27 protein-coding genes are annotated in these 25,574 nt (G+C 59.5%); 11 read left to right on the forward strand and 16 right to left on the reverse strand.

Annotated elements, in window-relative coordinates; translation table 11 throughout:
* Nucleotides 1-3: 3 nt before the first annotated feature.
* The 3 genes from KUIN1_RS12530 to ribBA form a co-directional block, all read right to left on the reverse strand.
* A complete protein-coding gene (locus tag KUIN1_RS12530; protein ID WP_152092016.1) occupies nt 4-960 on the reverse strand; it encodes an ABC transporter permease in 957 nt (318 codons plus the stop codon).
* Nucleotides 945-1,970 carry an ABC transporter substrate-binding protein gene (locus tag KUIN1_RS12535; RefSeq protein ID WP_003405534.1) on the reverse strand — a complete coding sequence of 342 codons (1,026 nt, stop codon included), beginning with the start codon at nt 1,968-1,970 and terminating at the stop codon, nt 945-947. The genes KUIN1_RS12530 and KUIN1_RS12535 overlap by 16 nt, the downstream gene beginning before the upstream one ends.
* Before the next feature lie 290 nt (nt 1,971-2,260).
* Nucleotides 2,261-3,370 carry a bifunctional 3,4-dihydroxy-2-butanone-4-phosphate synthase/GTP cyclohydrolase II gene (gene ribBA, locus KUIN1_RS12540; RefSeq protein ID WP_024648946.1) on the reverse strand — a complete coding sequence of 370 codons (1,110 nt, stop codon included), beginning with the start codon at nt 3,368-3,370 and terminating at the stop codon, nt 2,261-2,263.
* A 94-nt stretch (nt 3,371-3,464) separates the two neighbouring features.
* Between ribBA and KUIN1_RS12545 the strand changes: the two genes are divergently transcribed.
* The gene (locus tag KUIN1_RS12545; RefSeq protein WP_116830538.1) at nt 3,465-3,755 is read left to right on the forward strand and encodes a DUF1330 domain-containing protein; all 291 of its coding nucleotides are present in this window, start codon (nt 3,465-3,467) and stop codon (nt 3,753-3,755) included.
* Nucleotides 3,756-3,787: 32 nt separating this feature from the next.
* Here the strand turns inward: KUIN1_RS12545 and KUIN1_RS12550 are convergent, their stop codons facing one another.
* The 6 genes from KUIN1_RS12550 to KUIN1_RS12575 form a co-directional block, all read right to left on the reverse strand.
* Nucleotides 3,788-4,351 (reverse strand): NUDIX hydrolase, encoded by a 564-nt coding sequence (locus KUIN1_RS12550; protein ID WP_032653639.1) that lies wholly within the window; start codon nt 4,349-4,351, stop codon nt 3,788-3,790.
* A gap of 1 nt (nt 4,352) precedes the next feature.
* Nucleotides 4,353-5,105, reverse strand: a complete 753-nt coding sequence (locus tag KUIN1_RS12555; RefSeq protein WP_003405525.1) for a GntR family transcriptional regulator — start codon at nt 5,103-5,105, stop codon at nt 4,353-4,355.
* 175 nt (nt 5,106-5,280) lie between these two features.
* Complete coding sequence (locus KUIN1_RS12560) at nt 5,281-5,766, reverse strand: flavin reductase family protein (protein ID WP_152092017.1); 486 nt, start codon at nt 5,764-5,766, stop codon at nt 5,281-5,283.
* A 13-nt stretch (nt 5,767-5,779) separates the two neighbouring features.
* Nucleotides 5,780-7,261, reverse strand: a complete 1,482-nt coding sequence (locus tag KUIN1_RS12565; protein WP_152092018.1) for an aldehyde dehydrogenase — start codon at nt 7,259-7,261, stop codon at nt 5,780-5,782.
* On the reverse strand, nt 7,258-8,106 hold the full coding sequence (locus KUIN1_RS12570; protein ID WP_024638817.1) for an alpha/beta fold hydrolase: 849 nt from the start codon (nt 8,104-8,106) through the stop codon (nt 7,258-7,260). The genes KUIN1_RS12565 and KUIN1_RS12570 overlap by 4 nt, the downstream gene beginning before the upstream one ends.
* A gap of 34 nt (nt 8,107-8,140) precedes the next feature.
* The gene (locus KUIN1_RS12575) at nt 8,141-8,731 is read right to left on the reverse strand and encodes an amino acid synthesis family protein (RefSeq protein WP_058398510.1); all 591 of its coding nucleotides are present in this window, start codon (nt 8,729-8,731) and stop codon (nt 8,141-8,143) included.
* Between the two features lie 413 nt (nt 8,732-9,144).
* On the opposite strand from KUIN1_RS12575, the gene KUIN1_RS12580 reads away from it, so the two are divergent.
* Together KUIN1_RS12580 and KUIN1_RS12585 are read left to right on the forward strand one after the other, a co-directional pair.
* Nucleotides 9,145-10,284, forward strand: coding sequence for a glutathione-independent formaldehyde dehydrogenase (locus KUIN1_RS12580; RefSeq protein WP_096126739.1), 1,140 nt, complete (start codon nt 9,145-9,147; stop codon nt 10,282-10,284).
* A 112-nt stretch (nt 10,285-10,396) separates the two neighbouring features.
* On the forward strand, nt 10,397-11,257 hold the full coding sequence (locus KUIN1_RS12585) for an SDR family oxidoreductase (protein WP_011267661.1): 861 nt from the start codon (nt 10,397-10,399) through the stop codon (nt 11,255-11,257).
* 107 nt (nt 11,258-11,364) lie between these two features.
* Here KUIN1_RS12585 and KUIN1_RS12590 read toward each other — a convergent pair whose 3' ends face one another.
* Nucleotides 11,365-14,133: an RHS repeat domain-containing protein gene (locus tag KUIN1_RS12590; protein WP_148193385.1), complete on the reverse strand. Its 2,769-nt coding sequence runs from the start codon at nt 14,131-14,133 to the stop codon at nt 11,365-11,367.
* 248 nt (nt 14,134-14,381) lie between these two features.
* Between KUIN1_RS12590 and KUIN1_RS12595 the strand changes: the two genes are divergently transcribed.
* Nucleotides 14,382-15,812: an NAD-dependent succinate-semialdehyde dehydrogenase gene (locus tag KUIN1_RS12595; RefSeq protein WP_024642542.1), complete on the forward strand. Its 1,431-nt coding sequence runs from the start codon at nt 14,382-14,384 to the stop codon at nt 15,810-15,812.
* A gap of 70 nt (nt 15,813-15,882) precedes the next feature.
* On the opposite strand, the gene pbpG is transcribed toward KUIN1_RS12595, so the two are convergent.
* Nucleotides 15,883-16,818, reverse strand: coding sequence for a D-alanyl-D-alanine endopeptidase (pbpG, locus tag KUIN1_RS12600; protein WP_032611021.1), 936 nt, complete (start codon nt 16,816-16,818; stop codon nt 15,883-15,885).
* Nucleotides 16,819-17,086: 268 nt separating this feature from the next.
* Here pbpG and KUIN1_RS12605 point away from each other — a divergent pair, with 268 nt between their 5' ends.
* Complete coding sequence (locus tag KUIN1_RS12605; protein WP_003405490.1) at nt 17,087-17,647, forward strand: hypothetical protein; 561 nt, start codon at nt 17,087-17,089, stop codon at nt 17,645-17,647.
* Nucleotides 17,648-17,742: 95 nt separating this feature from the next.
* Here KUIN1_RS12605 and KUIN1_RS12610 read toward each other — a convergent pair whose 3' ends face one another.
* Nucleotides 17,743-17,925, reverse strand: coding sequence for a hypothetical protein (locus KUIN1_RS12610; RefSeq protein ID WP_003405489.1), 183 nt, complete (start codon nt 17,923-17,925; stop codon nt 17,743-17,745).
* Nucleotides 17,926-18,097: 172 nt separating this feature from the next.
* Nucleotides 18,098-18,454, reverse strand: a complete 357-nt coding sequence (locus KUIN1_RS12615) for a hypothetical protein (RefSeq protein WP_003410180.1) — start codon at nt 18,452-18,454, stop codon at nt 18,098-18,100.
* A 211-nt stretch (nt 18,455-18,665) separates the two neighbouring features.
* Between KUIN1_RS12615 and KUIN1_RS12620 the strand changes: the two genes are divergently transcribed.
* Entirely contained in the window at nt 18,666-19,481 is an 816-nt protein-coding gene (locus KUIN1_RS12620; RefSeq protein ID WP_003369293.1) for a shikimate 5-dehydrogenase, read from the forward strand.
* 22 nt (nt 19,482-19,503) lie between these two features.
* On the opposite strand, the gene KUIN1_RS12625 is transcribed toward KUIN1_RS12620, so the two are convergent.
* Nucleotides 19,504-20,178, reverse strand: a complete 675-nt coding sequence (locus tag KUIN1_RS12625; protein ID WP_152092019.1) for a YceH family protein — start codon at nt 20,176-20,178, stop codon at nt 19,504-19,506.
* A gap of 154 nt (nt 20,179-20,332) precedes the next feature.
* On the opposite strand from KUIN1_RS12625, the gene KUIN1_RS12630 reads away from it, so the two are divergent.
* On the forward strand, nt 20,333-20,842 hold the full coding sequence (locus KUIN1_RS12630; RefSeq protein WP_003405482.1) for a DUF1993 domain-containing protein: 510 nt from the start codon (nt 20,333-20,335) through the stop codon (nt 20,840-20,842).
* 283 nt (nt 20,843-21,125) lie between these two features.
* Nucleotides 21,126-22,280: an MFS transporter gene (locus KUIN1_RS12640; RefSeq protein WP_116886502.1), complete on the forward strand. Its 1,155-nt coding sequence runs from the start codon at nt 21,126-21,128 to the stop codon at nt 22,278-22,280.
* Here KUIN1_RS12640 and nhaR read toward each other — a convergent pair.
* Nucleotides 22,277-23,179 (reverse strand): transcriptional activator NhaR, encoded by a 903-nt coding sequence (gene nhaR, locus KUIN1_RS12645; RefSeq protein ID WP_003405479.1) that lies wholly within the window; start codon nt 23,177-23,179, stop codon nt 22,277-22,279. The two genes, KUIN1_RS12640 and nhaR, sit on opposite strands and share 4 nt — an antisense overlap.
* A 130-nt stretch (nt 23,180-23,309) precedes the next feature.
* On the opposite strand from nhaR, the gene KUIN1_RS12650 reads away from it, so the two are divergent.
* Nucleotides 23,310-23,552, forward strand: a complete 243-nt coding sequence (locus KUIN1_RS12650; RefSeq protein ID WP_003405475.1) for a hypothetical protein — start codon at nt 23,310-23,312, stop codon at nt 23,550-23,552.
* A gap of 34 nt (nt 23,553-23,586) precedes the next feature.
* Nucleotides 23,587-24,345 (forward strand): TerC family protein, encoded by a 759-nt coding sequence (locus KUIN1_RS12655; RefSeq protein ID WP_011267668.1) that lies wholly within the window; start codon nt 23,587-23,589, stop codon nt 24,343-24,345.
* Between the two features lie 119 nt (nt 24,346-24,464).
* On the opposite strand, the gene KUIN1_RS12660 is transcribed toward KUIN1_RS12655, so the two are convergent.
* Nucleotides 24,465-24,647, reverse strand: coding sequence for a hypothetical protein (locus KUIN1_RS12660; protein ID WP_024641991.1), 183 nt, complete (start codon nt 24,645-24,647; stop codon nt 24,465-24,467).
* A 220-nt stretch (nt 24,648-24,867) separates the two neighbouring features.
* Here KUIN1_RS12660 and KUIN1_RS12665 point away from each other — a divergent pair, with 220 nt between their 5' ends.
* Nucleotides 24,868-25,563, forward strand: a complete 696-nt coding sequence (locus tag KUIN1_RS12665) for a hypothetical protein (RefSeq protein WP_011267670.1) — start codon at nt 24,868-24,870, stop codon at nt 25,561-25,563.
* Nucleotides 25,564-25,574: the final 11 nt, after the last annotated feature.

Consider the following 25,574-nt stretch of genomic DNA (forward strand, 5'->3'; position numbering starts at 1 on the left):
GGTTTACCTCGCGTTGCTGGCGCCGACCGGTGATTCCGGCTGGAGCTTCAGGTAGAAGTAGAACAGCACCAGCGTGATCAGCACCAACAACGCAGCGGCGGCACTGGCCAGCCCCCAGTTGAGGAACGACTGCACCTGCTGGACGATGAATTCGGGCAGCATCATGTTCTGCGCGCCGCCGAGCAGTGCCGGGGTGACGTAGTAACCGAGTGACATGACAAACACCATCAGGCCTCCGGAAAACAGCCCAGGACGGCACAGTGGCAGAAACACTCTGAAGAAATTGCTCCAAGGGCTGGCACCGCAGATCGAGCCCGCCTGCAGCACCATGGGATCGATGGCCTGCATGGTCGCCTGCAATGGCAGGACGATGAACGGAATCATGATGTAGCTCATGCCGATCACCACACCGGTCAGGTTGTGCACCATTTCCAGCGGTTGATCGATGATACCCATGGCCATCAAGGCCTTGTTGACGACCCCGGAGGCCTGCAACAGCACCAGCCACGAATAGGTGCGGGCCAGCAGGCTGGTCCACATCGACAGCAGCACGATATTGAGAATCCAGCGGCCCCAGCCGCGCGGCACCAGGGTGATCACCCAGGCGAGCGGAAAGCCCAGCAGCAGACTGAACAGCGTCACCAGACCGGCTACGGAAAAGGTATTGAGCAGCACCCGCGAGTAGGCCGAGTTGGCAAACAGTTGCTCATAGTTGCCAAGGCCCGGCACCGGTTCAAGCACGCCTCGCAGCAGTAGAGCAATCAGCGGCGCGAAGAAGAACAGTCCGAGGAATATCAGCGCCGGAAGCAGATTGCGGCTGCCACGCCAGCGCTGTGCGACGGAAGGGGATGGCGGCATGCCCGGCGCCTTCTGGCTGGCCGCGCCAGCGGTGCTGGAAGCACCCCCGGCCGGCATGGATTGACGAGGAGCAACCGCTGTCATCTTTACTTGACCAGCCATTCGTTCCACCGTGTCGCAATATCAGCGCCGTTCTTGGCCCAGTATGCGAAGTCGAGAGTGATTTGATCGGCAACGTGCGCGGTCGGCAGGTTAGGTGCCAGCGTAGAGTCCAGGCGCGCAACGCTCTGGGTATTGACCGGGGCATAGGCACTGAGGTTGGAGAAGTCTGCCTGGCCTTTGGCGCTGGTCGCGTTGGCGATGAATTTCATCGCGGCGTCCTTGTTTTTTGCACCCTTGGGTACGACCAGAAAGTCAGCCATGACCAGGTTCTGCTTCCAGCTCACCCCCACTGGGGCGCCATCCTGTTGCAGGGCGTAGACCCGGCCGTTCCACATCTGCCCCATCGACACTTCGCCGGAAGCCAGCAGTTGCTGGGATTGCGCGCCGCCGCCCCACCAGACGATGTCCTTCTTGATGGTGTCGAGTTTCTTGAAGGCGCGGTCGAGGTCCAGCGGGTAAAGCTTGTCGGGCGCTACACCATCGGCCAGCAGGGCCAGTTCCAGCACGCCGGGGCTTGGCCACTTGTACAGCGCGCGCTTGCCCGGGTAGGTCTTGGTGTCGAACATCGCGGCCCAGTCGCCAGGCGCCTTGCCGCCGACTTTACTTTCGTTGTAGCCGAGCACGAAGGAGAAGAAGAACGAACCGGCACCGTGGTCAGTCACGAAGCGCTTGTCGATCTCGTCGCGTTTGATGGCGCTGAAGTCCAGAGGCTCCAGCAGGCCTTCGCTGGCGGCGCGCAGGGCGAAGTCGGCTTCGACATCGACAACGTCCCACTGCACGTTACCGCTTTCGACCATGGCCTTGAGTTTGCCGTAGTCGGTAGGACCATCCTGCACGACGGTGATGCCGCTAGCCTTGCTGAATGGAGCGGCCCAGGCCTCCTTCTGGAAGTCCTGCGTGGAGCCGCCCCAGCTCACGAAGTTGACGCTCTCGGCGGCAATAGCGGCGACACTCGAGAAAGCCAGCACGCCAGCGGCCAGGACTGCTGTTGCACGTTTGTTCAACACCATTTTTACGCCCTCATTTGTTGTGTTTTGAGCGGGCTTTTCTTGCCCGCGTAATCGGGAGCAGTAGGTCCAATGGGCCTTGAAACCTTGTACAGGTCAGGTGCTGTTATTAGTGCTTTCCCTTGCCGGGCGCGTCTGACCAGATCTTGTATTTATGGAATGTCATATTATGGTATTCCAAACTTTCTGCAAGCGTTTTGCCCTTTCAAAACGCCTTCATGGTCGGGTTTCCGGTCAGCGCCTGTGGTTGCAGGCGGCGGATTATCGGGCTCGCGTGACGAGTTTTTGCCTGGTCAGCCGGGAAACGGAATACTTTCAATCACTTCCAGATCGTAGCCGGTCAACCCTGCGTATTTCAGTGGCGGGCCGAGGTGGCGCAGCTTGCCGACGCCCAGGTCCTGCAAGATCTGTGCGCCCGTACCGACCTCGGAATAAATGCGCGATTGCGAGCGGGTGTATTGACGGGGTGGCTGGGTGAGTTGCGGGATGCGCTCCAGCAGCGCCTGGGACGATTCGTGATTGGCCAGCACCACTACCACACCGTGACCTTCCTGTGCGACACGTTGCAGGGCGGCCCAGAGTGTCCAGTTGGCAGGCCCGTTGTATTCGGCGCCGACCAGGTCGCGCAGCGGGTCGACCACATGGACGCGTACCAGCGTGGCGGCGTCGCGCCGGATGTCGCCCATCACCATGGCCATGTGCACGCCACCTTCGATGCGGTCTTCGTAGCTGAACAGACGGAAGGTGCCGTGCACGGTCGGCAGTTCGCGCTCGCCAATCCTGACGATGGTGTGTTCGGTGCTCAGGCGGTAATGGATCAGGTCGGCGATGGTGCCGATGCGAATACCGTGCTTTTTGGCGAACACTTCCAGGTCGGGTCTTCTGGCCATGCTGCCGTCATCATTCATCACTTCAACGATGACCGACGCTGGCGTGAAACCGGCCAGCCGGGCCAGGTCGCAGCCCGCTTCGGTATGCCCGGCGCGGGTCAGCACGCCGCCGTCGCGAGCGCGCAATGGAAAGATATGGCCCGGCTGCACCAGGTCCTCCGGTACCGCGTGCGGGTTGACGGCGGCCTGCACGGTACGCGCACGATCTGCCGCGCTGATGCCGGTGGTCACACCCGTCGTCGCCTCGATGGATACCGTGAACGCGGTGGCGAATACGCTGCCGTTGCTGGGCACCATCTGTTCCAGGCCCAGACGCTGACAGTGCTCGTCGGTCAGCGTCAGGCAGATCAGACCGCGCGCTTCGCGAGCCATGAAGCTGATTGCCTGCGGCGAACAGCAGTCGGCGGCGAGTAGCAGATCGCCTTCGTTTTCCCGGTCTTCGTCGTCGACCAGCAACACCATCTTGCCCTGGCGGTAGTCTTCAATGATGTCTTCGATGCGATCGAACGCCATAGTCAGTTTCCCGGTTTTATGGGTGGATGAATCGTGGTATACCATAAGACAGAATATTCCACAGATTGCCTATCAATGAAACAGTGAGATCGCGATGAAAGCCTATTGGATTGCACACGTTGATGTGACCGACCCCCAGCAGTACAGCCAATACACCCAGCGCGCCCCGGCGGCTTTCGAGCTGTTCGATGGCAGGTTCCTGGCGCGCGGCGGGCGTTCCGAGGCGCTTGAAGGGCGCGGCACGCCGCAGCGCACGGTGATTATCGAATTTGAATCCTACGAAAAGGCGCTGGCCTGTTATCAGTCGCCCGAGTATCAGAATGCGATGAGCCACAGGCAGGGCGCTTCCAAGGCCGAGATCGTGATCGTCGAGGGGCAGTTTTAGGCGTTCAGTGGCGAGCTGAAAGCTTCAGGCGTTCACCGGATAAAGTGCACCTTGCCGGTGTCGTCGTTGCCGATATAAATACCGTAGACACCGGCCTGACGTTCTTCGATATAGCGTTCCAGTATCTGCCGGATAGCGGGGTAATAGATGCTGTCCCACGGTATGTCTTCGGCGGCGAAGAATCTGTAGTCCAGGGTTTCCGGGCCGAACTGGCCGGTCACCTCCAGCGCGATGGCACGGAACACGATGTAGACTTCGCTGATGCGCGGCACGCTGAAAATGGAGTAGGGCGAAAGAATCTCGGCGCGTACACCGGTTTCTTCCCAGACTTCACGCAGCGCCGCCTGCTCGGTGGTTTCACCGTTTTCCATGAAACCGGCAGGCAGCGTCCAGGTGCCGGGGCGCGGCGGGATGGCACGCTGGCAGAGCAGGTACTTGCCTTCCTGCTCGATGATGCAACCCGCGATGATCTTCGGGTTGACGTAGTGAATGTACTGACAGCCGCCACAGACCAACCGCACATGCGTATCGCCCGACGGCACACGCTTAACCAGATCAGCGCTACCGCATTGGGGACAGAAGCGCGGTGTGGCCATTTCAGCGACCTATGCGAGGTTCTTTCAGCGCGACGGGGGCGACGATGTCACGGACTTTGCTGACTTCGTCCTGCTTGGATTTGAGGTATTCCAGCGCCACGCGTGCGGCGTTGCGTACGTGATCGACCGACGCCTGATGCGCGGCCAGCGGGTCGCCGCTCTTGATCGCTTCGACCATGAGCTCCATTTCCTTGTTGCTGGCACCGCGGCGGTTTTCCTGGGATACCGAGGTGGCGCGCAGGTAGCTGATGCGCGCCTGCAACTGGCGTAACTGGGTCGCGGCCACATGGTTGCCCGAGCCTTCCAGCAGTACATCGTAGAAACCCTGGACCGAGTCGATCACCTGCTGCAGTTCGCCTTCCTTGAGCGCCTGACGATTTTCCTCCAGGGCTTTTTCCAGTGCGCGAATGTCCTTGGGTTTGGCCCGCAGGGTAAACAGCTGAACGATCAGGCCTTCGAGCACGCAGCGCAGCTCGTAGATATCGCACGCGTCAGCCAGCGTGATGATGGCAACACGCGGGCCCTTGGCATCGGCGAACTCGACCAGACCTTCGGATTCCAGGTGGCGCAGTGCCTCGCGTACCGAGGTGCGGCTCACACCGAGGCGGTCACACAGATCACGCTCGACCAGACGGTCACCCGGCAGCAGCTGAAAGTTCATGATTGCGCTGCGCAGCTTGTCCAGCACGATCTCGCGCAGCGTGACGGGGTTGCGGTTGACCTTGAAGGTGTCGTCGAGAGGCAGGCGTTTCATCGGGTGTGCTCGGAATGGGGCTGTCAAAGTAAAAACGTGACTGGAAATAAAGTCTCGCTCATGTCGGCAACCCGCACACTGCGCGGGCTGCTGCATGGCCCGGACGGATGAACCCGGGTCGTGGCCGAGTTTATCACGCCCATGCCTGCAACCACCAAAACCGCCCTGAGCCGCCTCAGACGATGGCTGGCAGTGCGCCCATCTTGCCCCGGTGATAAATCATCGGTGTGACCGGCGTCGCGGGCAGGATCAGATTTTTTACCGCGCCGACAATGATCGCGTGATCGCCGCCGTCGTATTCGCGCCACAGTTCACACTCGATGATCGCTGTGGAGTTGCCCAGCAGCGGGTTACCCAGCTCGCTCAACTGCCACTCGATGCCCTTGGTCTTGTCCTTGCCCTTGCTGGCAAACGCATAGGCTTCTGTCTGCTGATCGGCAGACAGCAGGTGAATCGCGAATTTCCTGCTGTCGCGCAACACCGGGTAAGTGTCCGATTCGTAGTTGGGGCAGAACAGCACCAGTGCCGGGTCGATGGACAGCGCGCTGAATGCGCTGGCAGTAATGCCGACCAGATTGCCCTCAGGGTCCAGGGTGGTGACGATGGTCACGCCCGAAGGGAATGACGCCATGACTTCTTTGTAAATACCGGGTTCTATCATCGCAGCGGCCTCGTTAACGCATGACAAATGGATCAGGCATGGGCGCCTGCGAAAGGTTGATCCACACCGTTTTCAGTTCGGTGTAGGCCAGCACGGAGTCTATCCCGCTCTCACGACCGTAGCCGCTATTTTTGAAACCACCGATAGGCGCCATGGCCGACACGGCTCGATACGTATTCACCCAGATGATACCTGAGCGAATATCCCGCGCCAGACGGTGCGCGCGTCCCAGGTCACGGGTCCAGATGCCGGCGGCGAGGCCGAACTGGGAGTCGTTGGCGATGGCCAGCGCTTCGGCTTCGTCCTTGAAACGAATCACCGAGGCCACCGGACCGAACACTTCTTCCTGCATGATCTTCATCGAATTGTGATCGCACTCGAACAGCGTAGGTTCATAGAACCAGCCTTTGCTGTCCAGCGCCGGTCGCTTGCCGCCCAGACGCAGGCGTGCACCTTCGGCCAGCGCGTCAGCTACCAGGCCTTCTACCACGGCCAGTTGCTGGGCGGTGGCCATCGGGCCCATTTCGGTGCCTTCATCCTGCGGATTGCCGATCCGGATCCGACTGGCGCGTTCGGCCAGGCGTTCAACGAATTCGTCGTAGATTTCGTCCTGCACCAGCAGTCGCGAGCCGGAAACACAGCTTTGCCCGGACGCCGCATAGATGCCGGCGACGGCGCCATTGATGGCGCTGTCCAGGTCGGCGTCGGCGAAGATGATGTTGGGTGATTTTCCGCCCAGCTCCAGCGACAGTTTGGCGAAGTTCTCCGCGCTGCTGCGCACCACATGTCGCGCCGTGGCCGCGCCACCGGTGAAGGCTATCTTGCGCACCAGCGGGTGCCGGGTGAGGGCCGCGCCAGTGGTCGGGCCGTAACCGGTGATGACATTGACCACGCCAGGCGGAATGCCGGCTTCAAGTACCAGACGCGCCAGTTCGAGCACGGTGGCCGAAGCGTGTTCCGAGGGTTTGAGAACGATGGTGTTGCCTGCCGCCAGTGCCGGGGCCAGCTTGATGGCGGTCAGGTACAGCGGGCTGTTCCAGGGGATGATTCCGGCCACCACGCCCATCGGTTCGTGCACGGTGTAGGCGAACAGGTCCGGCTTGTCGAGGGGCAGGGTGCCGCCTTCGAGTTTGTCAGCCAGCCCTGCGGTGTAATGAAAGAACTCCGGCAGGTAGCCGACCTGCCCGCGGGTCTCGCGAATCAGTTTGCCGTTGTCGCGGCTTTCCAGCTGCGCCAGTTGCTCCTTGTTTTCGGCAATCAGGTCGCCCAGCTTACGCAGAAGCTTGCCGCGTGCCGTGGCCGTCAGGCCGCGCCAGGCCTGCCCCTCGAAGGCTTTCTGGGCGGCCTGAACGGCCCGTTCGACGTCGGCTTCGTCGGCATCCGGCAGTTGCGCCCAGGGTTCGGCCAGCGCCGGGTCGAGGCTGTCGAAGGTCTTGCCGGACAACGCATCGACCCACTGACCGTCGATGCACATCTGAAAGCGGGTAAGGCTCATGCAACAATCCCCTTGATCGAATGGTGAGCGGACGCCGGTTTGTCGAGGCCGATCTTTTCGAAGAAACCGAGCAACACCTGGTTGACCAGACGCGGCGATTCAACCGGCATCATATGGCGTTGATCGGGCAATATCGCGACCTCGGCACCGGGGATACGCGCGGCCAGTTCGCGGGCCATTTCCGGCGTCGATCCCGGGTCAAGTTCGCCGGTGGCGATCAACGTCGGTGCGCGAATATCGCCCAGATCCCCGGCGCGGTACATATCCTGAGTGGCGAACAGCTTGTACGTGGTCAGGTATCCCTGAGGATCATTGCTGGCCAGGTTGTGCCGAATGGCCGCAATCTGCGCCGGACTGGCCGCCTGATACTCGCGGCTGAACCAGCGCGAAAGCGCTTCGCCCGCGTTGGCGTCCGGGCCATGCTCGGCAGCCTGGCTGGTGCGCGCAATGACGCTGGCACGCTGTTCCGCGCTGCGATTGAAGACGCTGTTGAGCACCACCAGCCCCGACAGGTGCTGGGAAAACTCCAGCGCGAACGCACGCGCCACCAGGCCGCCCATGGAGAAACCGACGACCGCCGCCTGCGGCAGCTGCAAATGCGTCAGCAACTCGTGCAGTTGTTCGGCGTAGCCCGGCAGACCCGTCTCCGGGTCGGGGCGGGGGCTGGCACCGTGGCCGAGCATGTCATAGGCGATGACCTTGTAATGCGTGGCCAGACCGACGATCTGGCCGCCCCACATTTCCTTGTTCAGACCCACCCCGTGAATCAACACCACGGGGTGACCTTGGCCGGTAGCCAGATAGCTGGTACCCGCCGGGGTGTGTTCAGCGGTGAGCTGAATCATGGATCGCTCCTGCGCGGACGTTAAAGGGGATGGATCACTGGGCCTTTTCGGCGGCCAGCTCTTCCAGGTCGATATACCGATTGCCGATTCGCGGGTGCAGGCGTCCGCCGTTGGCGGCGCCAAGGACTATGATGATTTCGTCGGCGCGGGGCGAATCTTCGATGTGCATTTCCAGGGTGATGTAGTGCGAGCGCAGCCCTTCATCGTCCTTGTGCATCATCGGAATCTGGATCGACGTACCTGGGCCGCCGCGTTTGTTGGTGAAGCTCAGGTAGCTCTTGGCCTGGACGGCCTCACGGTAATGATTGCCAAAGCGCAGGGTATGGATCACTGCCGAGGCGTGTTCGATTTCACCTTCTGCGCCGACCACTGCAGCCTTGCCGTAGGCCTCGATTTTTTCCGCACCGCCAATCGCATCGGTGAGGCGCTTGACCATCAGCTCGCCCAGTGCAGAGCAGTTGGCGCGGATCTCCGGCTTCAGGTCTTCGACGAAACCACGGCCCAGCCAGGGGTTCTTGATCACCGCCGCCAGTCCGATCATGGTGACCGGTTTGTCGGTGGCTTTGCCACCCTCGATAAAGGTTTCTTCGGTGTACGTGACGATCTTGCGAATTTCAAAGCTCATGAATGACTCCCGGATCGAGTAATTTTGTATTTCGTCTGATGGTATACCATAAGATTGAGCATGCAAATCCTTTATTTGCGGCGGCTACCGGGCTTGTCGTTCATCTCATTTACCTCAATCCATACGCGCCCACAGCTCTAGGCTCTGTACGAAAAGTGGCTGCGCTCGGTGATGCTTCGTTAAAAACAGGCTCGGAATGCTCATTTACAACACGTAGACTCCGCTTCCTCGCCTGTTTTTGCCTCGCCTGACCTTCGCTCGCCGACTTTTCGTACAGAGCCTATCTCGCACTCATCGATGACCATTCGTCAGGTGTAAAGGCAATCGCTTTGAACAGGCGCCTTCTGGTTGTGACAGATATTCGGTGAGCCCTAAAAAGCCCTAACGAATTTTTTACTGAGGAGACTCCGAACATGAAAGCCATCGTCTATAGCGGTCCGCGTGACGTCAGTGTCAAAAACGTACCGGATGCGAAGATTCAGAAGCCGACAGATGCGCTTGTCCGAGTGACCTCCACGAATATCTGTGGCTCGGACCTGCACATGTACGAAGGCCGCACGTCGTTCGAGACCGGGCGCATTTTCGGCCATGAGAACCTCGGCCAGGTGATTGAAGTGGGCGCCGGCGTTGACCGCATCAAGGTGGGCGACTGGGTGTGCCTGCCGTTCAACATTGGCTGCGGCTTTTGCGAAAACTGTGAGAAGGGCCTGACCGGCTATTGCCTGACCGCCAACCCTGGCAGCGCTGGCGCGGCCTATGGTTTTGCCGATATGGGCGATCACGAAGGTGGCCAGGCCGAGTTGCTGCGCGTGCCGTATGCCGACTTCAACTGCCTGCTGTTGCCCGAAGATGCCGCCGAGCGTGAAGAAGATTACGTCATGCTCTCGGACATCTTTCCTACCGGCTGGCATGCCACCGAGCTGGCCGGGCTGCTGCCTGGCGAAAGCGTTGCCATCTACGGCGCCGGCCCGGTCGGTCTGATGGCTGCCCACTCGGCAATGATCAAGGGCGCGTCGCAAGTGTTCGTGGTCGACAACCATCCTGATCGTCTGGCCCTCGCGGCGAAGATGGGCGCGACGCCGATCAACTCGCTGGCGCAGGGCGCGGTGGATCAGATCCTCAATCTGACTGATGGCAAAGGCACCGACCGAGGCTGTGAGTGTGTCGGTTATCAGTGCTGCGACCGTCATGGTCACGAGGCCAATCACGTCACCATGAACAACCTCGTTGCCTCGACCAAGGCGACTGGCGGAATCGGTGTCGTGGGCGTTTTCGTGCCGCAGGATCCGGGCGCCAAAAGCGACCTCGCCAAGGAAGGCAAGATGGCCTTCGACTTCGGCTCGTTCTGGTTCAAGGGCCAGCAGATCCGTACCGGTCAGGCCAACGTCAAGGCTTACAACCGTCGCCTCGCCGAGCTGATCCACCACGGTCGCGCCAAGCCGTCGCAGATCATTTCCCATCGCCTGAAGCTTGAAGAGGGCCCTGACGCCTACAAGCACTTCGATGCGCGTGATGAAGGCTGGACCAAGGTAGTGCTCAAGCCAGGTGCGTGATAACCGCGTTTGACCAGCCCTTTGGTTGAAAGCCCTTGTCGTATCCGCCACAGGCGATCGGCAAGGGCTTCAGCACTTCAGTCAGAACTTTTATTCAGCGAGATTTATTCAGATGAACGAAGAATACCCAAAGCCGCCATTTGCCAGTCAGCCACAGGAAGTTCCAGGCATGCAGGGCAAGATGGACCCCTATCCCGATTGCGGTGAAAAGAGCTACAAGGGCTCCGGACGTCTGCAGGGCAAGATCGCTCTGATCACCGGCGCTGACAGCGGCATCGGCCGCGCAGTGGCGATTGCCTTTGCACGGGAAGGCGCGCAGGTCGCGATCTCCTACTTGAACGAGCATGAGGACGCGCAAGAAACCAAGCGCTGGGTCGAAGAGGCGGGCCGCAAATGCCTGCTGTTGCCGGGCGACCTGGCACAGAAGCAGCAATGCGAAGACATCGTGAGCAAGACCGTTGCAGAGTTTGGTCGCATCGATGTGCTGGTCAACAACGCTGCGTTCCAGATGACGCATGAAACGCTGGACGAAATCTCCGACGAAGAGTGGGTCAAGACCTTCGATATCAACATCACCGCAATGTTTCGCATCTGCAAGGCTGCGGTTCCGCATATGCCACGGGGCGGCTCGATCATCAATACCAGTTCGGTGAATTCGGACATGCCCAAGCCGACGCTGCTGGCCTACGCGACCACCAAGGGCGCGATTGCCAACTTCACCGGTGGCCTGGCGCAGTTGCTGGGCGAGAAGGGCATCCGTGTGAACAGCGTGGCACCCGGCCCGATCTGGACGCCTCTGATCCCGGCGACCATGACCGATGAAGACGTGAAAAGCTTCGGCAGCGAGACACCGCTGGGACGCCCGGGGCAGCCGGTGGAAGTTTCGCCGATCTATGTGCTGCTGGCCTCGGACGAAGCCAGTTACATTTCCGGCTCGCGCTATGCAGTGACGGGCGGCAAGCCGATTCTGTAATTACCCCGACAACGCCTTTTTTGTTGAAACGGTGCCCAGACAGGCACCGTTTTTTCAGGCGTCAATGGCACTCTGTATCTGCACTAGCGGGTACTGCCATTGATCACCTAATTTCCAGGCTGATTCATCCGTGTTTGTGCATATCGGACAGGCTGGCCGGTCGCCATGACCAGCGACGAAAGCGTGTCGGCATTCATCTGCAATAATAAAGTCCGGGTCGTTGTGTTGCTCAAGAACTCTTGTTTTCGCTGTGCCGGGGTGCGCGCATTCTTGGTCAACGCCTGCATAGCGGCTATATAGTCGGCAGGATCAAATTGTTCTTCGTCGGGGCCATGCTGCGAGATTTCTCTTAATGACATTCGGATCTCGCTGGACCACGCCTCGACCTGTGCAGCATCCGCTCCGTCGACGAGGAGCTTGCCAGCATCCGTCAGATAATAAAACGCATCCATCGTATTCAGTTGGACATGGGAGGCCTCATGAATAATGGATCGTGCAACTTCCAGCACATCGTAGTTGGCAAGCAGGGAGGCCGACACCCCAATCCGTTCGACCGATTCCTGAAACTCGCCTTGAAAACGAGTCGATGCGAGAATGTTTTCGGGTCCATTAAAAAGAAACAGCGTCAGATCGGATTCTGGACTGCCGATGCCCTCAATGAGCTCATGCATCTGCCGTAAGGAATCCTCCACGTCGATACTCGTAGCGGCGCGAGCGCTGGGGGCCAGCGCCCCAAAGGTTGCGTCGAATGCCTCCTTTACGTCTTCACTTGGTGATGCTTTTAACAGCTCGGAACGCGTGAACGTCAATAACGAAACGGCAACATCCCTGGCGGCAAATATTTTAAATTGCTGCTCAGGCTTGAACTCGGAAAGGTCGTCTGCGACGACTGTAAGGGGAACGTCGTGGGGAGCAGCCCCTTGTTGATCAGCAAACCGCAAAGGCGAATTCCTGACAAAACGATATAGATTCATCCCGTCCACTGTGCCCGCCGGATCCGGATTGATCCATCGCTGCAACCACGGCGCGTAATAGCGCAAGCCGTAGTAGTACAGCCCTGTTGCATCGCGTTCCTTGCCAGAATATCGAATGGTTTTATAGCTGGCTTCAATCGTACTGCGCCCTGCCCACCACGACGTACCACCAAACGGGTAGTAACTTTCCTGGCTGATGATGTGCGCGTTTTTATCCAGCTCCAGGGTGCCGGACCCCAGATGATCGGCGAAGCTGTAGCGAACCTGATCGTTTTCAAGTCCTTCGGGTTGACCCGCCTGCCAGTGCAACACCCGTACCTCGTTGCGCCCGGCCTGGGTGACGATAACGTGCAAGGTCTCGGCTGTGGCGCTGTTGCTGTGCACCTCCAGGCCTGGCAAGTAGCGCACTTCGGCATTGTGGACAACGGCTTTCGCCTTGGTCGTATGGATTTTGCGCAGGCGTTGCCCACTGGCGTCGTAGACATAGCGCTCTTTGTCGTCGTCACCCGCTTCCCGAACCACAGGCCGCACTTGCTGCAACTGATTACGCCAGTCCCAGCTCATCGCTTGCCCGGCTTGCAGCTCACTCAGATTGCCATTGGCGTCGAACGCGGCAGCGATGGCTGCTTCATCCGGCGGTTGATCGTTGATGACCGGCAGGCTGCGATTGCTGGTTTGCGAAGTGACCAGAGTGCGCGAGTGGGACTGGGTGCCAGTGTGAGTCAGTTGCAGCAGATTGCCGCTCGCATCATAACGATAGGTTTGCCTGTAATTGGCTAGCTGCGTCGGGTCGGGGGGAACCTGGAATGATGGAAAAACCGGGCCTTGATTGCGTTTCGCGGACTCCGTGCCCGTAGCCTGGATCAACTGATACAGCGTGTCGTATTGATAAGTCGACACCGGTTCAAGGCGCTGATTGCGATAGTACCGCGTCGGCTGAGCGCGATCTTCAATACGCAGGACATTGCCCACCGGGTCGTAGTCATACAGCAGATGTTGCAGCAGTTGGCCATCTGCTCGTGTGCCTTTGAGTTCAATCAGACGGCCATTTGCGGCGTCATGCAACGCCTTGGTCATAACACCGTTGCCAGCCGTTTCCGAGGTTACGTGGCCTTGAGCGTCGTAATCGATCCTGTGAATCAGAATTCGCTCTGTCTGCCCGGGGAGGCTGAGTGAAATGGCCTCGATATGACCTGCCACACTATGGGCAAAGGTCTGGACGTTACGCTGGGCGTCCGTCTGCGAGATGACATCGCCAGGCGGACTGCGTGCCCAGCGCGTAGTTGCGCCTGGACCAGATTCGAGCAAGGCGTCACGTTCTGTCAGCGGTTCTGGCCAGTCGACATTTTCGGGATTGAAGAGAAAATGCCGCGTCTGTTCAAGCACGCCACCCGCCAGGGCGAACTCGTCATCCATTCGCGAACCAGCCGGGTCATCATGGCGTATACATTGGCCGCACTGGTTATGGCCCTTGGTATCCGGCCCGCCGTATTGCCGCCGCTCGACGCAGCGTCCGTTTTCAATGATGGCAACGGGTCTGAGCAGGGCGTCATACTGCACGCTCCGCTCAGTCCCACGGCCATCCCAGCCAGCCACGACCGCGCCGCTGTCACCGGCCAGCATCAGCCGCCAACCGGCATCGACACTGTCGCTGAGAAGCGCCTGACCACTCAGGGAAAACACAGTGGCAAGATTGACCGCAGCCTGGCTTTCCCAGAGCCTTGCATCCCAGCAGCTGACCGGATGCCCGGCAGCGTCATGAGCTGCGCGGTTTACCAGTCGTTCCGGCGTGTCGATTAACGGGTTGCGCCGAAAATCAATCGCGCGAATCTCCAGACCGCGTGGATCAATGACAGTCAGGCGGGGCGTATGATGATGCAGTGCGGCAGACTGTGCGTTCATGATCCCGTCATCCCTGACTGGTGGCTCGAATCCAGGCTGTGTAAGTTAAATATTGTCGTAAGTGCAGCATAGCGCAGGCCAATGAGACCATTGCCCCAACGTATTGCGAACTTGTCTAAGCGCGTGACGATGCGTCGGAAAGTCGACGAGCCGTAGCGCTTGGTATTTTTGCCGATGGCCGGTGCTGATCAGCGAGTCTGATCCATCGGCCACACCGTTTCTTTCAGCGACTTATGGAGAAAGTGTTTATGTATCCAGACGTACAGCTTTATATCGATGGTCAGTGGCGCGCCAGTCGCGACAACCGCACGCTGTCAGTCATCAACCCGGCGACGGGCGAGGCGCTGGGCACTGTGGCGCATGCCGGTATCGCCGATCTTGATGAAGCCCTGGCGGCGGCCGAGCGTGGCTTTGCCACCTGGCGTGCGACCTCGGCTTATGATCGCTACAAGCTGATGCAGAAAGCTGCAAACCTGGTTCGCGAGCGTGCGGACAGCATTGCCCGAATCATGACGCAGGAGCAGGGCAAGCCTCTGGCCGAAGCGCGCATGGAAACCTTGTCGGCGGCGGACATCATCGACTGGCTGGCCGAAGAGGGGCGTCGCAGTTATGGCCGTCTCGTGCCATCGCGTAACGTGTCCATCGAGCAGAAGGTCATCAAGGAACCGGTCGGTCCGGTTGCTGCGTTCACGCCGTGGAATTTCCCGATCAACCAGGTGGTGCGCAAGTTGTCCTCGGCGCTGGCTGCGGGCTGCTCGATCATCGTCAAGGCCCCGGAAGAGACGCCGGCGTCGCCTGCCGAGCTTATCCGCGCATTCGCCGATGCGGGCGTTCCAGCGGGCGTCATCGGGCTGGTGTACGGCGACCCTGCAGAAATCTCCGGTTACCTGATCCCGCATCCGGTCATTCGCAAGGTCACGTTCACCGGCTCCACGCCGGTCGGCAAGCAGCTGGCCGCATTGGCTGGCAAGCACATGAAACGGGCGACCATGGAGCTGGGCGGCCATGCACCGGCGTTGGTGTTCGATGATGCGGATATCGATCTCGCCGCTCGCGTGCTGGCCACCGCCAAGTTCCGTAACGCCGGGCAGGTCTGTGTATCGCCGACGCGAATTCTGGTGCAGCGCAAGGTGCTGGATGCGTTCACCGAGAAATTCGTCGGGCTGACCCGTGAAATCAAGGTTGGCAACGGTCTGGAGGCGGGCACTACCATGGGCCCGGTGGCCAATGATCGACGTATTCCTGCGCTGGTCGATCTGATCGATGACGCGGTGCGCGGTGGTGCGACGCTGTCTGCGGGTGGCAAGGCTGGCGAAGGACCGGGCTATTTCTTCGAGCCGACGGTGTTGAGTGGCCTCAAGCCGCACATGCGCATCATGAATGAGGAGCCTTTCGGCCCTGTTGCGCTGCTGGTGCCGTTCGACACACTAGAGGAGGCGATCGCCGAGTCCAACCGCGTGCCGTTCGGGCTGGCATCCTATGCCTTCACCACGTCGATGAAGACTGCTCAGGCGCTGAGCACCTATATCGAAGCGGGCATGCTGTCGATCAACCATCAGGGCATCGGCTTGCCGGAAGTGCCGTTTGGCGGGATCAAGGATTCCGGTTACGGTTCCGAAGGTGGCACCGAAGCCATTGAGGCCTACCTGAATACCAAGCTGGTCACTCAATACAACTGAGCGTTGTTCGGGTAAATAAAAACGGTCGCGATGTGCAAGCATCGCGACCGTTTTTCGTTGCCTGTGTGACTCAGTCTCTGGCTTGAATACCGGTCTGTCTCATGACCAGATTCTTTTCCTTCTTGTACTGCAGGGCCACTTCGGGGGCCGGGCCGCTCTGGCCGGTTTCCATCCATTTGCGTATGCGGCTGGCGTCGGCGAAGTGCGTGTACTTGCCGAACGCATCGAGAATCACCACTGAAACCGGGCGGTTGGCCATGCTGGTGAGCAGCACCAGGCAGTGACCGGCCTGATTGGTAAAGCCGGTCTTGGTCAGCTTGATGTCCCAGTTGTCCTTGCGCACCAGATGATCAGTGTTGCTGAAACCGAGGGTGTAGGTCGGTTTGCGGAACGTCACAGTCTTCTGCTCGGTGGTGCTCAGTTCACTGAGCAGCGGGTATTTGCGCGCCGCCATCACCAGCTTGGTGAGGTCGCGTGCGGTCGACACGTTGTACACCGACAGGCCAGTGGGTTCGACGTAGGCCGTGTGTTTCATGCCCAGCGCCTTGGCCTTGGCGTTCATCGCCAGAATGAACGCCGGATAGCCACCCGGATAGCTGTGCGCCAGGCTGGCCGCCGCGCGGTTTTCCGAGGACATCAGGGTGATCAGCAGCATGTCCCGGCGGTTCATTTCACTGCCGAGTTTAACGCGGGAGAAAACACCTTTCATTTCCGGTGTCTGGGAAATGTTCACCGGAATGACTTCGTCCATCGGCTGCTTGGCATCCAGCACGACCATCGCGGTCATCAGCTTGGTGACCGAGGCAATCGGCACGATCACATCCGGGTTGCTGGAATACAGCACCTTGTCGGTCTGCAGGTCGATGACCATTGCGCTGCCCGAGGCAAGGTGCAGGTTGGAAGGATCACGGCTCAGGACGGCAGGTTCGTTTGCCAGCGTAGGGGTAGAAAGCATGGGGCCGGTAAGTACAAATAATAGGCCCAAAAGAGACAGACGGATTTTCAAGAGCAAGGCTCACTCGATAAAAGGTGGTAAATGGAAGGGATCGCGTCAAAACGCTGCATTTTATGAGCAGACTTTGCCGTATGTCGATGGGCTGGGGTGGGCGTTTGCGCAATAAATGACGCAATCGGTCGTTCATTAAGTTGCCGTTAAGTCGCTTTCTGCTCTGCAACCTGCCAAAAACCGCCTCTCAATTGAATATTCGTGGTGCGCAAGGCCCGCACCGATTAGCATTCCATGCCATTCAGGTCACCGATTCAGGAGTCATGCAATGCTCAAGGGGTTTGTCAGCAAGGATTACGCAGTTCTGGTGATCATCGCGTCATTGATTGTCATTCTGCTGCTGGGGGTCGGCTTTACCTCACGTCCAAGTGACTGGGCGGGCTGGATGCAGGCGATCGGTCTGATTGTCGGGCTGATGGCCGCCGTCGCAGTACCGGGCATCCAGCGCAAGCAGGAAGCGGAACTGGCGCACAAGCAGCTACGTGACCGGGAAGTGGGCTACGCGCGGCGCATGCAGTACCTGTGCGGCGAGCTGAGCGAACTGCAGGGCCGTATCAGCCTCAACCTGACCCATCTGCGCGCCAGTGACCGGCATAGCCTGAAATACACTTTGCAGGATTACCTGCATCGCCTGTTCGAGTCGCATAAACATGACCTGAACGATGACCGTGTGGTGCTGGCTTACGAATTGCGTCAGGTTGCCAATGACCTGATCGATGAACTCGACAGTGGCCGTACCGATCGCGTGGTGTTCATGGCGCTGGAGAAACGCCTGCAGAAACTGGCCCATCGCTGTCAGGTCAACGCGGCCATGGCCGAGCGCGGCTGAGCCTCGTTACCGGCTTTTTCCGTGGCAAAAAAAGCCCGCCTTCAAAGAGGCGGGCAAGGGATGTGCGGAGCAACGCACGAGGTTTGCAGAAGAAGTCAGCTGTTGAGGGGCTGGCACTGCATTTGCCGCGACAGGGCCTCTGCAACAGGCAATGACGCAAACGGGCCGCTGACGGGTTCGCCATCCTGAATCAGGTACCAGCAGGCCAACAGGCCGCGCTCTCTGAGCGGGGCTGGAACTGCGCTACCGACGACGGACATGATGTGTACCTTGGTCATACGTGCCTCCTCAATCCATGGCGCTACTGTAGAGGGCGAGCGGGCAAGTCAGAAATCGACGCTCTCAATAGTGGTCATTGATAACAACGAGGGTTGGGCGCATTGCATTGGCCGCCGATAGTGTGAGCACACCAATGAAAAACCCGCCTGAAAAGGCGGGTTTTTTGTTCTGTTACCAGCGACCGCGTGGCGGGCCGTAGTAATAGCCGGGGCCTGGAGGCGGGCCATAACGATGGTAGTAGCCTGGCGGTGGCGGTGGCGGGTAGCGCTCGACCACCTGATAAACCGGGGCCGGCTGGTAGTAGACAGGCGGCGGCGCGTAGTAGACCGGCTGCTGCTGTACATAAACCGGCTCGCGCTCGACGTACACCGTCCTGTCGCGGCCTGAAGATACCGCCGCCCCGACAACGGCAGCGCCTACGATAGCACCTACCACGGCAGGGCCACCCCAGCCACGGTCAGCATTCGCCTGGCCAGCAAGGGCCAGGGCACCTACAAACAAGGCGATCTTGGGGATTTGACGAATCATGACTGTTCCTCGCTCTCAACCCGTTGTCGCGCGCCTGCATCACTCTCAAGCACTGCCACGGGATAACACTATGACACCGAAATTGTAAGAATCTGCGAAAGTGCTGAGTAAATTTTATGTAAGGTGTGCCGCGTATGTCCTCGCGCTCACTGGTGCGTAGCATACGCTTCTATCGAAGATTCAAGCCATTACCGTCTGGAGGAAACACCCGATGTCCGTCACTGCTAACAGGGAGACATTATTGTGCATGTCCATGGCCGCCCGTCCCGGCAACTTTGGTGTGCGTTTCCATAATCATCTTTACCAGCAGTTAGGCTTGAACTTCTATTACAAGACCTTCGCCCCCAATGACCTTGCCGCCGCCGTGGCCGGCATACGCTCGCTGGGGATTCGTGGCAGCGCAGTTTCGATGCCCTTCAAGGAGGCCTGCATCGAACTGGTCGACGAACTGGACGCCTCGGCTGCCGCTATCCAGTCGATCAATACCATCGTCAACACCGACGGGCATCTGAAGGCGTTCAACACCGATTACATCGCCGTCGCTCAACTGATGGAGAGCCATGCGGTGCCGCGCAGCGCGTTTGCCCTGCGTGGAAGCGGGGGGATGGCCAAGGCAGTGGCGTTCGCGCTGCGCGATGCGGGTTTCACCGAGGGGCTGATCGTGGCCCGCAACGAGCAGGCCGGCCGGCGTCTGGCAGAGGCGTGCGGCTTTCGCTGGCAAGCGGAGCTGGGCAGTGCGCGCCCCCCCTTGCTGGTCAACGTCACTCCGTTAGGCATGCAGGGCGCGCAAGCTGACGAACTGTCGTTTGACCTGCAAGCCATCGACGCTGCTGAAACGGTTTTCGATGTGGTGGCTACCCCCGCCGACACGCCGCTGATCCAGGCTGCACGTCGTTTGGGCAAGCGTGTGGTGAGTGGTGATGAAGTGGCGGCGATCCAGGCACTGGAGCAGTTTGTGCTCTATACCGGCGTGCGCCCGACCGACGAGCAGTATCAGCAGGCTGCAGCCTTCGCAAGAGCCGGCTAGCCGTCAGGTCGGGCAGGGCGCGTTACTCCTCGGCGTGCTCCAGTCTGGCCAGGCGTTCTTCAAGGGTCGCGACCCGTGCCTCCAGTTCATCGATACGCGAGTTGGCCGCCGGGCTTGCAGAATGTCGCTCCGGTGCCTGTTGGCGAGCGGCAAGCAGTTCCTGTAGCGATTCCGGGTCACCGAGCAGATGCATGTAACGGTCTTCGCGCTGGCCCGATTGGCGCGGCACGAGCATCGCCAGACCTCTGGCGATCAGGCGTTCCAGCTGGTGGACGACCTGCTCGCTGTCCTCGAAATCATGCATGCGGTTACTGCGGGTCAGCAGCTCGTTGACGGTCTGCGGCCCGCGCAGCAGCAACAGGCCAGTGAGTATCACCTGCGCCGGGACCAGCTCCAGCCCCTTGTCGACCCTGTGCTCCCAGCGATCGGCGCGACTGCCCATGACCAGCCGCGTCAGACCGCGGCCTTCCAGGGCGCGCAGGCTCTGGCCGACCTGACCCTGGGTGAGGTTCATGACCGGGTCACGACTGGTCTTCTGGTTGCAGGCCGTCACCAGTGCATTGAGGGTCAGCGGGTAGGTTTCCGGGTTGGTCGCCTGTTTCTCGATCAGGCAGCCCAGAATGCGCACTTCAGTGCCGTTGAGTTGTAACGCCTCGGTATTCGGGGAGGATTCGGTGGAGGACGATTCGATGGACATGACGCTTCCCTGAGTGATGGCGGTGGATCAGCGTAGGGCGTGGCGGACATTATTGCCAGCGTCTGCTGCACGGATCTGCAGGGGCGCTGAAAAGTGTCACGGCGTTTGGCGTCGTGTGGGTCTATAATTGCGCCTTTCTCAATCAGGATATGTCATGTCTATTTCCCTGTACGCCGCTTCCATTCCTGTCTTTCAGCAAATGCTCAACGCGCTGAGCGACGTTCTGACCAAAGCCGAAGCTTACGCGACCGAGAAGAAAATCCAGCCACCAGCCCTGCTGCAGGCGCGTCTGTTCCCGGACATGCTGCCGTTTACCCGTCAGGTGCAGATCGCTGTCGATTTTGCCAAGGGTGCGTCGGCGCGTCTGGCAGGCGTCGAGATCCCGCAGTACGATGACACCGAAACCACCTTTGCCGAGTTGCAGGCACTGCTTGCCAGGACACTCGCGTTCATCGGCAGCATCACTCCTGATCAGGTCGACGGCAAGGAAGGCATCGAAATCGTCCTGCGCCCCGGCACTGAAAAGGAAAAACGCCTGAACGGTCAGGCCTATCTGCTCAGCTACGCCTTGCCGCAGTTCTTCTTTCACGTCACGACTGCCTACGATCTGCTGCGCCATAACGGCGTTGAAATCGGCAAGCGCGATTTTATGGGCAAGTTCTAAACAGTGCGGGGCTGAGACCTGGTTGATGGTCTCGGCCCCCGGCGTTATACACAAAGCCAACTGACTATCGTGCCAATGCTCTGCGTTGGCATGCATTGGGTGACGCTCCGCGTCACACATCTGCAGTCTTGCGCGGTATCAAGCGCAAAGGCGTCGCAGGCACTGCTTCACAAAATGCATGCCAGTGCGAAACATTGGCGTGACAGTCATCTTCAAGCTACTTTAATCCCCCTCCCGCAGGCCGCGCTGTTGCAGCGGGCTCTGTTGTTGTTCTGGAGTATTCATGTTGTTGCCCATCCTTCTGCTGTCAGCCGCCGGGTTTACCGTGTTGACCACAGAATTCGTCATCGTCGGTCTTTTGCCAGCGGTTGCCCGCGACCTGAATGTCACGGTCTCCCAGGCAGGTCTGCTGGTGACGCTGTTTGCGTTTACCGTCGCCGCCTTTGGTCCTTTTCTGACCGCCTATTTTTCGCGCTTCGAGCGCAAGCGCTTGTTTGTCAGCATCCTGGTGCTGTTCGGCTTTGCAAATGTCCTGGCGGCGCTGGCGCCCAATATCGCCGTGATGGGGATCGCCCGGCTGATTCCTGCGTTGGGGTTACCGGTGTTCTGGGCGCTGGCCAGCGAGACCGCCGTGGACATTGTCGGTCCGCAGTTCGCAGGCCGGGCAATTGCCAGGATCGGTTTCGGCATCGTTTGCGCCACGGTATTCGGCATTCCCATCGGTACCCTGATCTCCGATGCCTTCGGCTGGCGCACGGCCTTTCTGGTTCTGGCCGCTCTGGCGTTCGCCAAGGCACTGTTGCTGACGGTCTATCTGCCGAAGACGGCTGCCAGGCAGAACCCGGTATCGATCCTTAAGCAGTTCGGCATCTTGCGCAGCCGGATGATGCAGGGGCACGTGCTGCTCTCGGTGCTGGTGTTCAGCGGCATGTTCACGGCCTATACCTATCTGGCGGACATGCTCGAGCGTCTTGCCGGTTTCGACGGCGCTCTGGTGGGCTGGTGCCTGATGGGCTTTGGCGCTGTCGGCTTGCTGGGCAACTCGCTGGGCGGGCGCATGGTCGACCGCCATCCGTTGATTGCCAGCCTGGTGTTCTGCGCATTCATGGTGGTTGGCATGGTCGCGGTGGTGCCGAGCATCCATTCGGTGGTGGCCTTGCCACTCGCGCTGGCGGTCTGGGGTATCACCCAGGCGGCCTTGTTTCTGGTCAGTCATGTGCGGTTGATCAAGGCCGCGCCGCAAGCGCCTGCGTTCGCGGCGTCACTGAACATCGCTGGTGCCAACCTCGGCATTGGCATCGGCGCGGTGATCGGCGGCAGGGTCATTGATCACCTGGGGCTGGGCAACGTCGGTTTTGCCGCTGCGGGCATCATTGTGCTGGCGATTGTGCTGGCGCTGCTGTTGATCAAGCGTGATCCGGGGCCGCTCCCGGCTTAGCCAGCATCGGTAAACAGCTGATTCCGAGCACTTTCGGCAATGGCGACGACGCCGGGGTGCTTGACCTTGCGCTCCACGGTGATGGCGTAGAACGATTCGGTCACCGCATCAGTATGGCCAATCACTTGTACGCCATACTGGTTCTGCACTTCGTCGGCGATCACGCTGGGCGCCACGAACACGCCGCTGCCGGATTTGCCAAACGCCTTCATCAGTGCGCTGTCATCGAATTCGCCGATGATGCGTGGCTGAATGCCCTGTTCGGCAAACCAGCGCATCAGTCTGCCTCGAACCACGGTCTCCTGACCCGGAATCAGCAGCGGTGCTCCATGCATGCACTGCGGAAAATTTGTCCCGATACGCTCCGCCATTTCACGCGTGGCGAAAAAACTGACCCCGCATTCTCCCAGCTTCTGGCTGTAGCCCTTGATGTCCAGATGCGGCGGCATGGGGCTGTCGGAAATCACCAGGTCCAGACGCTGGATGGCCAGGTCTGCCAGCAGTCGTTCCAGCTTGTCCTCGCGACAGGTGATGCGAATGGACTCATCCAGCGTCATGGTCGGGGCAATCAGGCGGTAGACAATGGACTTGGGCACGACGTCGGCCACCCCAATGCGCAACAGCAATTGCTGTTCATCCGGCTGTGAGCGCAACAGGTTTTCCAGGTCATTGCCCAACTGAAACATCTGTTCGGCATAGGGCAGGGCGAGGCGGCCTGCTTCGGTCATTTCCAGCTGCCGACCGACGCGCTGGAACAGATCGACCCCAAGCGACGCCTCGAGCAGGCTGATCTGCCCGCTGACAGTCTGCGCGGTCAGATTCAGCTGTTCGCAGGCGCGCACGATGCTGCCGGTCTTGGCCACGACCCAGAAGTAGTGGAGTTGGCGGTAATTGAGCATAATTTCAGCCGATTCGGTAAAACCGAAGTATACGACTTATAAAATCGAATTTTCCTTATGTTTCAAGATGTCTAGAATCCGCTCCAACGCCGGGCTGAACATGCCGCCCGGCTTCACAACCGAGGAGCCCATGAACAAAGCCCTTTACGCTGTATTACTGAGCGGTTCGCTGCTGGTAGTGGCAGGGTGCGATCAGCTAGAGTCTTCCACCAAGCATGTGGTGAACGCCGCAGCTGACAGTGCAAAACAGGTGGTCGATGACACCCATAAAGCTGCGACCCAGGCATTGGACGACGCCAGGCAGGAACTTTCGTTGCAGGAATCACCACCAAACTCGGCTGAAACCGAAAACACGTCTGATAAAGAAATCTGACTTATAACTATTGGCGCAGGCAGGGCAGTGATCTATGGAATACCTATTGGAACTCGCGACAAGTCCGGCAGCCTGGATCGCGCTGGCGACACTGGTGGTGATGGAAGTCGTACTGGGCATCGATAACCTGATTTTCATCTCGATTCTCACCAACAAGCTGCCTGAACATCAGCGCGAGAAGGCTCGCAAGCTGGGTATCGGCATGGCGCTGGTGATGCGCCTGGGTCTGCTCAGTACCGTTGCGTACATCGTGCAGCTGACAGAGCCGGTCTTCGAGGTATTCGGCCAGGCGTTCTCATGGAAGGACATGATCCTGATTGCCGGTGGCCTGTTCCTGGTGTGGAAGGCAACGACGGAAATTCACCACAGCATGGACATCAAGACCGAGGAGGAGAAAGCCCTGGGTTCGGTGGTGATGTTGAGCATGAGCGCGGCGATCGTACAGATCCTGATGCTGGACCTGGTGTTCTCCATCGACAGTATCATCACTGCCGTGGGCATGACCGAACACCTGCCGATCATGGTCATCGCGGTAATCTCTGCTGTCGTGGTGATGCTTGTTGCAGCCAACCCGCTGGCGAAATTCATCAACGACAACCCGACGGTGGTCATGCTGGCGCTGGGCTTCCTGATCATGATCGGTATGACACTGATCGCCGAAGGTTTCGGCGCCCATGTGCCCAAGGGTTACATCTACGCGGCCATGGCTTTCTCGGCAGCCGTTGAAGCCTTGAACATGCTGGTACGCAGGGCAAGACGCAAGAAAGCCGGTACCCAGGTGTCCACGCACTGATAACGGGCGAAGCGGTAAAAAAGGTCGGCCCTGGCAACAGGGTCGACCTTTTGCATTCAAGGTGCGGGCAAATACGCTGAGGAGGGCAGATCAGCTAAGCGCTGCTCATACCCTGTAAATCAGTTTGCGGCGACAGCGGGGGCCTTGATGTGTTTTGCAAGTACAGCCGGTTGTACCGTACGCGGCTCGACACTGCGCGGCTGATGATGGCGACGGGATATACGCATCACCCCCCACAGCATCGCGCTGGCGACGGCAAGCCACGAAGCGATCAGCATCACTATTGTCAATTCCAGGCTCATAAGTGCCTCCACATTCCTGCTTTTTGTTGCGGTCTTGATAACTGACAGTCTAGTACGGGGCATGTTTCGGTTAATTGACCAGTGGCATCGGGCTATGAATTATTTTCGCCACTCTGTTGGCCGAGGTGCCACGCGTGGCTATCCCCGGAACCCGGTCGGCTCTATCATCGGTGCTCAGGTCGGGTCGCGGGTTGCCCGACAACAGTTGAAGTGAGTGAACATGCTGTCGGTTTCTTTCTTTACCGGTACTTCCGGTGCACTGCGTTCATGGCTGATCGGGGCCATGCTGATTGGCCTTGCCGGTTGTTCATCGATGGTTACGCCGGAGATGAAGCGCCTTCCTGACCGGGTCGAGCTGACTTCGGTGCCGTTCTTCCGGGGTAATGCCTATCAAAGCGGGCCGATGGTGCTGGCAAGCATGCTGGCCAACCAGCAGGTGCAGACGACGCCTGGTTTGCTCGACAAGCCGCTGCAATTGCCGGGTGCCGAGGACCGGCTCGAGCAGAACATGCAGAAGGTCGCGCGTGAATACGGTTTCATGGTGTACCCGCTTGATGGCCAGTTGCAGGACCTGCTGACTCAGGTCTCGGCGGGCTATCCGGTGATGCTGCGTTTTGCCCAGGGCTCTGTACTGTGGAAAGGGCCACGTTATGCGGTGCTGATCGGTTACAACCGCATCAAGGAGACCGTGCTGCTCAACGCAGGCATGAACCGTCGCTATTCAATGAGTTTCAGCAGCTTCGCATCGGCCTGGAAAGACGCGGGCAGTTGGGCGGTGCTGATCCAGTCGCCCCGGCAGTTGCCAGCCAACGTCGATGCGCAGCGCTGGTTGCAGGCGGCCGAAGCATTATCGACATCAGGACAGGAACAAGCGGCGGGCGAGGCGAAAAGAACGCTGGCACGCGGCGTTAAATGAACTCAACGCGG

Origin of the sequence: Pseudomonas sp. KUIN-1, from assembly GCF_009176725.1 — a bacterium.
Taxonomy (GTDB): Bacteria; Pseudomonadota; Gammaproteobacteria; order Pseudomonadales; family Pseudomonadaceae; genus Aquipseudomonas; species Aquipseudomonas fragariae.

Excerpts from the sequence above, each read along its gene's own strand:
- KUIN1_RS12655 (WP_011267668.1), top strand. The coding sequence starts at position 23,587 with ATGGAATACCTATTGGAACTCGCGACAAGTCCGGCAGCCTGGATCGCG.
- KUIN1_RS12650 (WP_003405475.1), top strand. The coding sequence starts at position 23,310 with ATGAACAAAGCCCTTTACGCTGTATTACTGAGCGGTTCGCTGCTGGTA.
- KUIN1_RS12640 (WP_116886502.1), top strand. The coding sequence starts at position 21,126 with ATGTTGTTGCCCATCCTTCTGCTGTCAGCCGCCGGGTTTACCGTGTTG.
- KUIN1_RS12550 (WP_032653639.1), bottom strand. The coding sequence starts at position 4,351 with ATGGCCACACCGCGCTTCTGTCCCCAATGCGGTAGCGCTGATCTGGTT.
- KUIN1_RS12610 (WP_003405489.1), bottom strand. The coding sequence starts at position 17,925 with ATGACCAAGGTACACATCATGTCCGTCGTCGGTAGCGCAGTTCCAGCC.
- KUIN1_RS12545 (WP_116830538.1), top strand. The coding sequence starts at position 3,465 with ATGAAAGCCTATTGGATTGCACACGTTGATGTGACCGACCCCCAGCAG.
- KUIN1_RS12605 (WP_003405490.1), top strand. The coding sequence starts at position 17,087 with ATGCTCAAGGGGTTTGTCAGCAAGGATTACGCAGTTCTGGTGATCATC.
- KUIN1_RS12665 (WP_011267670.1), top strand. The coding sequence starts at position 24,868 with ATGCTGTCGGTTTCTTTCTTTACCGGTACTTCCGGTGCACTGCGTTCA.
- KUIN1_RS12590 (WP_148193385.1), bottom strand. The coding sequence starts at position 14,133 with ATGAACGCACAGTCTGCCGCACTGCATCATCATACGCCCCGCCTGACT.
- KUIN1_RS12580 (WP_096126739.1), top strand. The coding sequence starts at position 9,145 with ATGAAAGCCATCGTCTATAGCGGTCCGCGTGACGTCAGTGTCAAAAAC.
- KUIN1_RS12575 (WP_058398510.1), bottom strand. The coding sequence starts at position 8,731 with ATGAGCTTTGAAATTCGCAAGATCGTCACGTACACCGAAGAAACCTTT.
- KUIN1_RS12595 (WP_024642542.1), top strand. The coding sequence starts at position 14,382 with ATGTATCCAGACGTACAGCTTTATATCGATGGTCAGTGGCGCGCCAGT.
- nhaR (WP_003405479.1), bottom strand. The coding sequence starts at position 23,179 with ATGCTCAATTACCGCCAACTCCACTACTTCTGGGTCGTGGCCAAGACC.
- KUIN1_RS12570 (WP_024638817.1), bottom strand. The coding sequence starts at position 8,106 with ATGATTCAGCTCACCGCTGAACACACCCCGGCGGGTACCAGCTATCTG.
- KUIN1_RS12625 (WP_152092019.1), bottom strand. The coding sequence starts at position 20,178 with ATGTCCATCGAATCGTCCTCCACCGAATCCTCCCCGAATACCGAGGCG.
- ribBA (WP_024648946.1), bottom strand. The coding sequence starts at position 3,370 with ATGGCGTTCGATCGCATCGAAGACATCATTGAAGACTACCGCCAGGGC.
- KUIN1_RS12555 (WP_003405525.1), bottom strand. The coding sequence starts at position 5,105 with ATGAAACGCCTGCCTCTCGACGACACCTTCAAGGTCAACCGCAACCCC.
- KUIN1_RS12565 (WP_152092018.1), bottom strand. The coding sequence starts at position 7,261 with ATGAGCCTTACCCGCTTTCAGATGTGCATCGACGGTCAGTGGGTCGAT.
- KUIN1_RS12630 (WP_003405482.1), top strand. The coding sequence starts at position 20,333 with ATGTCTATTTCCCTGTACGCCGCTTCCATTCCTGTCTTTCAGCAAATG.
- KUIN1_RS12615 (WP_003410180.1), bottom strand. The coding sequence starts at position 18,454 with ATGATTCGTCAAATCCCCAAGATCGCCTTGTTTGTAGGTGCCCTGGCC.
- KUIN1_RS12620 (WP_003369293.1), top strand. The coding sequence starts at position 18,666 with ATGTCCGTCACTGCTAACAGGGAGACATTATTGTGCATGTCCATGGCC.
- KUIN1_RS12535 (WP_003405534.1), bottom strand. The coding sequence starts at position 1,970 with ATGGTGTTGAACAAACGTGCAACAGCAGTCCTGGCCGCTGGCGTGCTG.
- KUIN1_RS12530 (WP_152092016.1), bottom strand. The coding sequence starts at position 960 with ATGGCTGGTCAAGTAAAGATGACAGCGGTTGCTCCTCGTCAATCCATG.
- KUIN1_RS12560 (WP_152092017.1), bottom strand. The coding sequence starts at position 5,766 with ATGATAGAACCCGGTATTTACAAAGAAGTCATGGCGTCATTCCCTTCG.
- KUIN1_RS12585 (WP_011267661.1), top strand. The coding sequence starts at position 10,397 with ATGAACGAAGAATACCCAAAGCCGCCATTTGCCAGTCAGCCACAGGAA.
- KUIN1_RS12660 (WP_024641991.1), bottom strand. The coding sequence starts at position 24,647 with ATGAGCCTGGAATTGACAATAGTGATGCTGATCGCTTCGTGGCTTGCC.